This window comes from Mesorhizobium sp. M0001 (assembly GCF_040324255.1).
Classification (GTDB): Bacteria; Pseudomonadota; Alphaproteobacteria; order Rhizobiales; family Rhizobiaceae; genus Mesorhizobium.
Genome location: NZ_JAMYVS010000033.1, coordinates 1 through 7,572 on the forward strand (window position 1 = coordinate 1; position 7,572 = coordinate 7,572).

A 7,572-nucleotide genomic window follows, 5' to 3' on the forward strand; every position below is an offset into this window, starting at 1 on the left:
TTCACGACCCCAGGTGCCGGCGCCTCGGCCGTTCCGCTGATCAAGGAAGCCATGGCGGCGGGAGAAATCATATGGGCGCACGCCTTCGAACATACTTGCGCCAAGGCCGATATCGACCACCGAACGACAAAGCCAAGGCACCCATGGACCAACGGCCAGGTCGAACGCATGAACCGCACGATCAAGGATGCGACCGTCAAACGCTTCTACTACGAGAGCCATGACCAACTGCGCCAGCATCTCGCCGATTTCGTCTTAGCCTATAATTTCGGCCGTCGACTGAAGACCCTCAAGGGCCTCACGCCCTTTGAATACATCTGCAAAATCTGGACAAAAGAGCCCGAACGATTCAGGCTCGATCCAACCCATCAAACCTTGGGACTAAACAGCTAATCGGCGCCGGGCAACCAAAACATTGCAACGTATCCTTCAACTAATTTTACAGAATCTTTGCGACCGTAGGCTGCTGAAGATGATACGTTCATTGCAACGTCTGAGAGCAGGCACTGATAAAGGCTGACCAGATTATGCTCAGACCACCACCACGCAACGGAAGGCCAACGGCAATGGCAATAAGAGTGCTTGTCCTCGTTGAAGTCCATAGAGTATTGGTCTGCTATTCGCCCAAGCGCCCCGGCGTCTTGGTCTTATCCCCAGTCAGCTGATCCAGCTTGGTACGGCTATCTTGCTGCGCAAGGCATTGTGGCGATCCGTGTCGATGCAGACAAATCTCGAAGCGCGAGAAGCGATGATCCGCGAATGTTCGCGGCTACGTGCGACCTATTGCTTATTCCAAAGAAGCCGGGCACCGAACGGAGACGGATAGCCCTGTTGGCACGCTGGACTACGTACCCGCCGTTCCGGGGAACCATGGGCTACAAGCACCGAGCCGCCGCCGTCGACGGCATGCCGCATCTGTGGGCTCGTGGAATATCACCTGGAGGACTTCGATCTGAGGGGCGCCTGGACCGGTCCGGCAGCCCTGAACCTCTGGTCGCATGCGCTTACCCCCCCCTCGCCGAACTGCCGGTGCGGGAAGTGGTGTCGGCCGTACACATCGTCGCTGATCTCACGCTCGCGCTCGGGAAGGCCGTCCACGACTACCTCGCGGACGCACGCCGAGCCTCGCTATTGGAAAGGAAGAATCCATGAACTTTCAGATCAGAAGAGATCTTATCGAACAGCGCGACGACGTAGCAGGAGCCCGCTTCTCGACAAGGCGGCGGTGATCAACGGACCTCGCGAGTGGCATCGGTAAGGAGATTGCGCCCAGCTTCAGCACGAGCAGGTGGAAAGCGGATGGTGCAGGCGATTGGAACCTTTGGGCGCCTCGACATCCCGGTCAGCAACACCGACGTCCAGATCATGGCGCCGCTTGCGATTGAGGCGGCCATAAAGGATATCGCGTGTTCGCGTCGTGCGATGTCCGGATGCCCCCAAGTTGCGCGACAGTTACCCAACGCAAGGAGCCAAATATGTGCGGCATCTGTGGATGGATTGATTTCGATCGCGACCTAGGAAGTCACGAAGCGCGCAGGGAGCTTGCCGACATGAGGGCCACCATGGCCCATCGTGGTCCGGACGACGAGGGGACTTGGATCGACGGGCCTGCGGCACTCGGACACCGCCGTTTGGCGATCATCGATATCCAGGGCGGTCGCCAGCCGATGACGCACCAGGAAGACGGCCGACCGGCGTTGGTGCTCGTCTACACGGGCGAGACTTACAACTACCGCGAGCTGCGTCAACGGCTTGCCGCCCTGGGCCATCGGTTCGACACGAGCAGTGACACCGAGGTGGTGCTGCGCGCCCATCGCGAGTGGGGCCACCGCGACCCACGCAGCGCTGTGAGCGAACTCAACGGCATGTTTGCCTACGCACTCTGGGACACCGCCAAGCGCGAACTGCTTCTCATACGCGACCGGCTGGGCATCAAGCCGCTTTACTACTATCCTACCCAGCATGGAGTGTTGTTCGGCTCCGAGCCAAAGGCGATCCTCGCCAATAGGCTCGCCGAGCGGGTCATGGACGCCGACGGGCTTCGGCGAACACTATCTTTCGTCGCCGACCCGCATAACACCGTGTTCCGAGGCATGCGTGAGGTACGGCCCGGCCACATCGTCCGCGTGACCCGCGAAGGCATCAAGGAGATGAGCTACTGGCAGCTCACCGACAGCGGGCACACCGACGACGTGCCTACGACCGCTCGTCGCGTCCGCGAGTTGCTCGAGGACACTATCCAGCGGCAGCTCATCGCCGAGGTGCCGCTGTGCACACTCTTGTCGGGCGGGCTTGATTCCTCGGCTATGACCGCCCTGGCCGCGCGCTTCAGCAACGAACGGATCCGATCCTTCGCCCTCGACTTCGTCGGCTACACTGACAACTTCATTCCTGGCCCGGCGCGCCCCACACCAGACGGGCCATACGTGCAGGAGGTTGCGAGCTACGTTGGTACTGATCACACGGACATCACGTTGTCCGCGCACGAACTCTTGGACCCGAACGTGCAGGCCGCCATCCTCCACGCCCGAGACCTGCCTTTGACCTACGGGAACCAAGATAGCTCCGTTTACCTGCTGTTCCGGGCCATCCGGCAACACTCGACGGTGACCCTGTCTGGGGAGGGTGCCGACGAGCTTTTCGGCGGTTACCGGTTTTTCCACGATGCGTCATACGTTCAGGCTGACACGTTCCCCTGGATCGATGACGGCGACGATATCGTCCGGCGGTGCTTAGACCCTGGCCTTGTCGAGAAACTCGACTTCCGCGGCTACCTCGACGAGCAGTACCGCAGGGCACTTGCGGAAGTACCGGCCCTGACCGGGCCGGCCTCGGCCGATCCGCACGAGCGTCGCATGCGCGAGATCTGCTACCTCTTCCTGACGCGTTACCTGCCGGAGGAGCTCGACCACAAGGACCGGATGAGCATGGCTTTGGGCCTTGAGGTGCGGGTCCCCTACTGCGATCACCGTCTGGTTGAGTACGTGTTCGGCACCCCATGGGCCCAGAAGGCTTTCGACGGGCGCGAGAAGAGTCTGCTGCGGGCCGCCACGATGGACCTGCTCCCGCAGTCGGTGGTCCAGCGTGTGAAGAGCGCGTATCCGATTATCCAGGATGCTACCTACGACAGAATGCTGCGCACGCGGTTCACCGCGCTGCTGAATGACCGCAATGCGGCAGTGGCACCGCTATTGTCCCTCGACCGCTCCCGAGCGTTGCTCGATGCGACTGACAACTTCAGTTGGGTTGAGCAAATCCTGACCCTGCAGGATTTCCTGACCGATTACAACGTGAGCCTCACGATCTGAGACGACGAACACGCAAAGGACGCGCTCGCAGCTCATTGTCGCGCGGCCAGGAGCGAACCTTGCGGTGCTTGCTCATTATCTGAGCGAGTACCGTTACGGCGCAAGGGCGCTCCAAAAAGGACCCGGCTGGCGCGCATGATTGCGTGCACCAATCATGCTGGTTGTCGTAGCACTCGCCAACAAAAATGGCCCGGACGGGGCGATGTCACGTTGTCTGCATATACACGCGTTGAGACCTGCGGCCGCTGATGTCAGCTGACTATGGCCACGGCTTTCCATTGCTCCATGGCCTGCAGGCGGTGAAATATGTGTAGCCAGAGCGGAGCATTTTGAGCGGGGCGGGACGAAGAGATTGCGCAGAGCCGAGAAGATCTAAACGAAGCGTTGCAGTGCTCCTGGTGATCGGAAGCCTTGCATCGTCCGCTCCCGTTTTCGCAGCGGCACATGTGCATTCTCCGCCCGGTTGTTCAATCCCTTGTGCGACCGATGCTCGACGCTTGGCATCACCTGTCGCCTGGCTGCTCCATAGGCTGTCACGGAGGGGTCCATTTTCGGTGGCCCGCCGTGCGGCCGCGATGGTGGATTTGGTGTCGGCGGGGTGATTGAGGCTTTTGATCGCAGGTGTTCGGGCATAACCTCGGCGGTCGCCAGCCGTTATGGCTATCCCGGCGAGGTCCAACGTAGCAGTCTCAACTAACGCCACACCTCGTGTCGGGTTTGTCGTGTCCGCGTGACCGGCCTTGTTTAGCCGATCGTTTTTTTTGCGTCTGGCTAAGTAGCTGACAACACTTCTTGTTCGGTCCGATCAGCCAATTTGGCATGGTTTTTGAAACCCTTCGGTGTGAGGCAGCAGAGCTGCCCGGCATTCATATGCGGGTCATCGAGATGGATGGAATAAAAATGGCATTTCATATTAATCTGGAAACAGATCATTTATTCATGCGCCCAATACGTCCTTGGGACGCCGATGCCATGCATCGCCTGCACTGTGATCCGCTAGTAGTCGAATCGACGATGGGGGGAATTCCGCCAACGCGGGAAATGTCTGATGCGCGGCTGTCCCTCTATCTTCATGAGTGGGAAACCTACGGGTATGGATTCTGGATGATCTATGAACGAGAGGACAATGGCGACTTGCGCTTCGTGGGGCGGTCCGGGCTGCGCCGCTTCGATGACAACGCCCTTGAAGTCGGATGCTACTTGTTCGGAGCCCGGTGCGGTCAGGGGATTGGGCCGGAAAGCGCTAAGCCAGTGATCGAATTCGCGTTCGCAACCCAACCTATTGATCGGTTGGTCTCTTTTATACGCCCGACGAATGTACGATCTCTCAGAGCGAGAACCCGACAGGGCTTTACCTGCCTTGGGCCGGTTGTCTTTGATGGAACAACCTATGAGTTTTTGGAATTGCGCCGTCCGCCTCGGCGATGACCGCCGGGCCAAATGTCCGTCCTGGTCTCCCAAAGATGCTTGAGAGGAGGCATCAGGCTACCCAACGCCGGACGTTTGCTGCGCGATCGATCAATAGCTGTGCGGGCCAACAGGTCAGGATTGCGGAGCAACCCCGAGAACGGCTGCGTTTTGGTGTTTTCGAAAACCTCGTCGCTGAGGCCCACCGACGAGGGCGTTGTCACGTTGTTTGAAATGCGGCCGCGTGGGGATGCGCACCACGACTTCGTCGAGGTGCCAGACATCGCCCTTTCGTCGGCGCCGTGCGGCGTATGCGGCGCGCATAATCAGGACGTCTCAGAAGGCATCATCCACGTCGCCGTGGGCAGTCTTCTGATGCGCGGAATCAGCCATTGAACCAATTCCGAAACGGACTCTAACTTTGTCACTGCATGGCAGCCGTCGCTCATTTGGCGGACAGCCCAAGGATATCTCGCGCCTCCTTAGTTGTCGCCGGCTCATGTCCGAGAATATTGATTAGCTGCTGAGCGCGCTCCACGAGCTGTCCGTTAGTGGCGAAAACACCTCGTTGTAGATATAGATTATCTTCAAGGCCTACACGGATGTTACCTCCAAGCAGGACGGACTGCGCTGCGATCGGATATTGGTTTCGACCCGTCCCGAGAGCACCCCAACTAGACCGCTCAGGCAACAAGCCTTTCATGTAAGCAACTGTGTCAGGCGTCGCCGGCGCATTCCACTTTACGCCTAGAACAAATTGGAATATCGGGATGTCGGTGATTAAGCCTTCGGCGATCAATTGATGCGCAAAGCCTATATCACCACCCTCAAAGACTTCAATTTCTGGCGTAACGCCGAGCTCTTTGAAGCGCTTCGCCATCGCCCGAAGCGTCCGCGGCGTATTTAGGTAAACGTACTCATCACTGCCATCGCCCTGATTTGATGTCGTGACATCGAGAGACGCAATGTCCGGCCGACACTCTTCAATGTGCGCATATCGAATCTCAGGTGGCGCCACCGTCGTGCCAGGCGCGGCGCGCGATTCATCCTTGGGGTCGGGCACAAATCGGGCATTTCCGCCGCAGGTGAGGTTTAAAATGACATCGACTGAGGACTGGCGAATTCTGTCAGAAGCTTCCTTGAATAGATCAACATCGTAAGCGGCGGCGCCGGTCGCGGGATCGCGTACATGAACATGGACGATCGCTGCGCCAGCGCGCGCCGCTTCAATGGCCGAGTCGGCGATTTCCTTGGGGGTAATCGGAAAATTCGGGTGTTCGCGATTGTATTTTGATCCGCCCGTTAGGGCGCATGTAATTATGATTTTGCGAGTGCCGAATGGCGCTATTGGCATAAGATTAGGCCCCGTGTTGCTGATGCCCGACGGTAAGACGGAATTCTGGGACAGCGCCACCCTGTTGAGTTATGACGATCTGCTACTCGTTATGCTGCGAGGTGCATGAGAAGATCAGACCGCACCATTGTGCGGCAGTTGCGCGAAGGGCTGACGACGGCCCGGTCTCGCGTCGAGATAATCGATGAGGATCTCAGACGGTTGGCCGCCGGTCCCGTCCTACGTGCCGATTTCGACTAAATGGTCACCGAGGCTTGTTTCGGCAAGGTCGGGCAGTTCGCCACGAACGGTGTGACCCTATTTCTCCGCAACAGCCGCGACTGCCCGCCACTAATCGAGATGCGTCGCGTCGCTCGCGGGAGATGCACTCGCTACTTGATCGATCCGGATCGTCCACGATAGCCGACTGCGCCCGCATATCCGTTCCAATTTGCTGCAAATCCCGCGGTGCAGCGCGAAATGGCGCCCATAAAGGCCGCGGAACATTTCTGCTACATAGTGAAGGCTAGGCCCAGCGCCTTCATCTTCACGGGGCCACGGCATGATCGCCGCCGTCGTATCCCGAATGTAATTTCAGGGCCGCTCCGTCCATCGTCATGGCCATACTCAATCTGGCGCCCAAGGAGCGGCTTTGGCTAGACCGCCAACCGCGCGGGCCAGTCACAAATCAAAGCAAGCAATTGCCGGAGCAAGCCCTGCACGTTGGTCCATCGTTTTGCTAGCAGGGGCCGAAACATGACATGCCCTGAGGGCTATCGTGACCACGGTGTTACTATGAATGCACCGCCGAAGTATTTGACTCCGAGCATAACGTGTTCATTCTCCTCCACTCCCGTCAAAGATTCGATGAATTTTGTGCTGTCGCACAGCAGTAATTATCACCCTGAGGAAGTGGCTACTTCAACCACGCGACCCGCGCCACGTGTTCGACAGCCAGCATAACGGCACTAAGGCTGTCATGTTGTCCCTCAAGACGGCGCGCCCCCTGACTGGAAAGCCTGAGATCGCCAGCGGCTACAGGCCGGTCCAGGCGAGGACATTGCTGTGAATGCGCGAACAATTCTGCCTTTTAGTCGCGTCTCGTTGATGGCGGCAAATTCGCGCCGTCGGCGGTGCGCCTATTAATGAAAGATCTGGGCGAACATCCACAAACGACGACCCTGTCGGAGAGGGCATACGGCATGGTGCGTGAAAGCCTCAGATGTGGCGTGTATAAGCCCGGCGAGAAGATCACGCATCGCGCCATAGCCTCTCAGTTGGGGGTCAGCGTGACGCCCGTCCGTGAGGCGATCACGCGCCTCGTGTCCGAGAAAAGCCTGTCAATGCCAGCTCCAAAGACCATTATCGCTCCAAGCCTGGGGCAGTCAGAATTGGACGAAATCACGAAGATCCGCGTCAACCTTGAAGGATGGGCAGCGGAACTTGCGGCGGAAAATGCCTCGGCGACCTTCATTCGTGACTTGGAGCATCTTCATCTGGTCTATTGCACGCATCGGAGGGCTC

General features: G+C 58.6%; 6 protein-coding genes and 2 pseudogenes. 6 read left to right on the forward strand and 2 right to left on the reverse strand.

The window, feature by feature from the left end; all coding sequences use genetic code 11:
• The 3 genes and pseudogenes from NKK50_RS31170 to asnB all read left to right on the forward strand — a co-directional run.
• The coding region (locus tag NKK50_RS31170; RefSeq protein WP_352544370.1) for an integrase core domain-containing protein at positions 1 to 393 on the forward strand (393 nt) is incomplete at its 5' end.
• 416 nt (positions 394 to 809) lie between these two features.
• Positions 810 to 1,152: pseudogene (locus tag NKK50_RS31175) on the forward strand (acetoacetate decarboxylase family protein); the annotation flags it as partial.
• 323 nt (positions 1,153 to 1,475) lie between these two features.
• Positions 1,476 to 3,308: an asparagine synthase (glutamine-hydrolyzing) gene (gene asnB, locus NKK50_RS31180; RefSeq protein WP_352544371.1), complete on the forward strand. Its 1,833-nt coding sequence runs from the start codon at positions 1,476 to 1,478 to the stop codon at positions 3,306 to 3,308.
• A 251-nt stretch (positions 3,309 to 3,559) separates the two neighbouring features.
• Here the strand turns inward: asnB and NKK50_RS31185 are convergent.
• Positions 3,560 to 3,839 (reverse strand): annotated as a pseudogene (locus tag NKK50_RS31185) (DDE-type integrase/transposase/recombinase); the annotation flags it as partial.
• Between the two features lie 261 nt (positions 3,840 to 4,100).
• On the opposite strand from NKK50_RS31185, the gene NKK50_RS31190 reads away from it, so the two are divergent.
• Positions 4,101 to 4,736: a GNAT family N-acetyltransferase gene (locus tag NKK50_RS31190; RefSeq protein ID WP_352544372.1), complete on the forward strand. Its 636-nt coding sequence runs from the start codon at positions 4,101 to 4,103 to the stop codon at positions 4,734 to 4,736.
• A gap of 153 nt (positions 4,737 to 4,889) precedes the next feature.
• Positions 4,890 to 5,111, forward strand: a complete 222-nt coding sequence (locus NKK50_RS31195) for a hypothetical protein (protein WP_352544373.1) — start codon at positions 4,890 to 4,892, stop codon at positions 5,109 to 5,111.
• Between the two features lie 49 nt (positions 5,112 to 5,160).
• Here the strand turns inward: NKK50_RS31195 and NKK50_RS31200 are convergent, their stop codons facing one another.
• Positions 5,161 to 6,069: a beta-keto acid cleavage family enzyme gene (locus tag NKK50_RS31200; protein ID WP_352544374.1), complete on the reverse strand. Its 909-nt coding sequence runs from the start codon at positions 6,067 to 6,069 to the stop codon at positions 5,161 to 5,163.
• Between the two features lie 1,124 nt (positions 6,070 to 7,193).
• Between NKK50_RS31200 and NKK50_RS31205 the strand changes: the two genes are divergently transcribed.
• A partial coding sequence (locus NKK50_RS31205) for a GntR family transcriptional regulator (protein WP_352544375.1) occupies positions 7,194 to 7,572 on the forward strand: 379 nt, incomplete at its 3' end.

What these genes read in the sequence shown, in the direction of transcription:
- asnB (WP_352544371.1), top strand. Translation starts at nt 1,476, where the DNA reads ATGTGCGGCATCTGTGGATGGATTGATTTCGATCGCGACCTAGGAAGT.
- NKK50_RS31200 (WP_352544374.1), bottom strand. Translation starts at nt 6,069, where the DNA reads ATGCCAATAGCGCCATTCGGCACTCGCAAAATCATAATTACATGCGCC.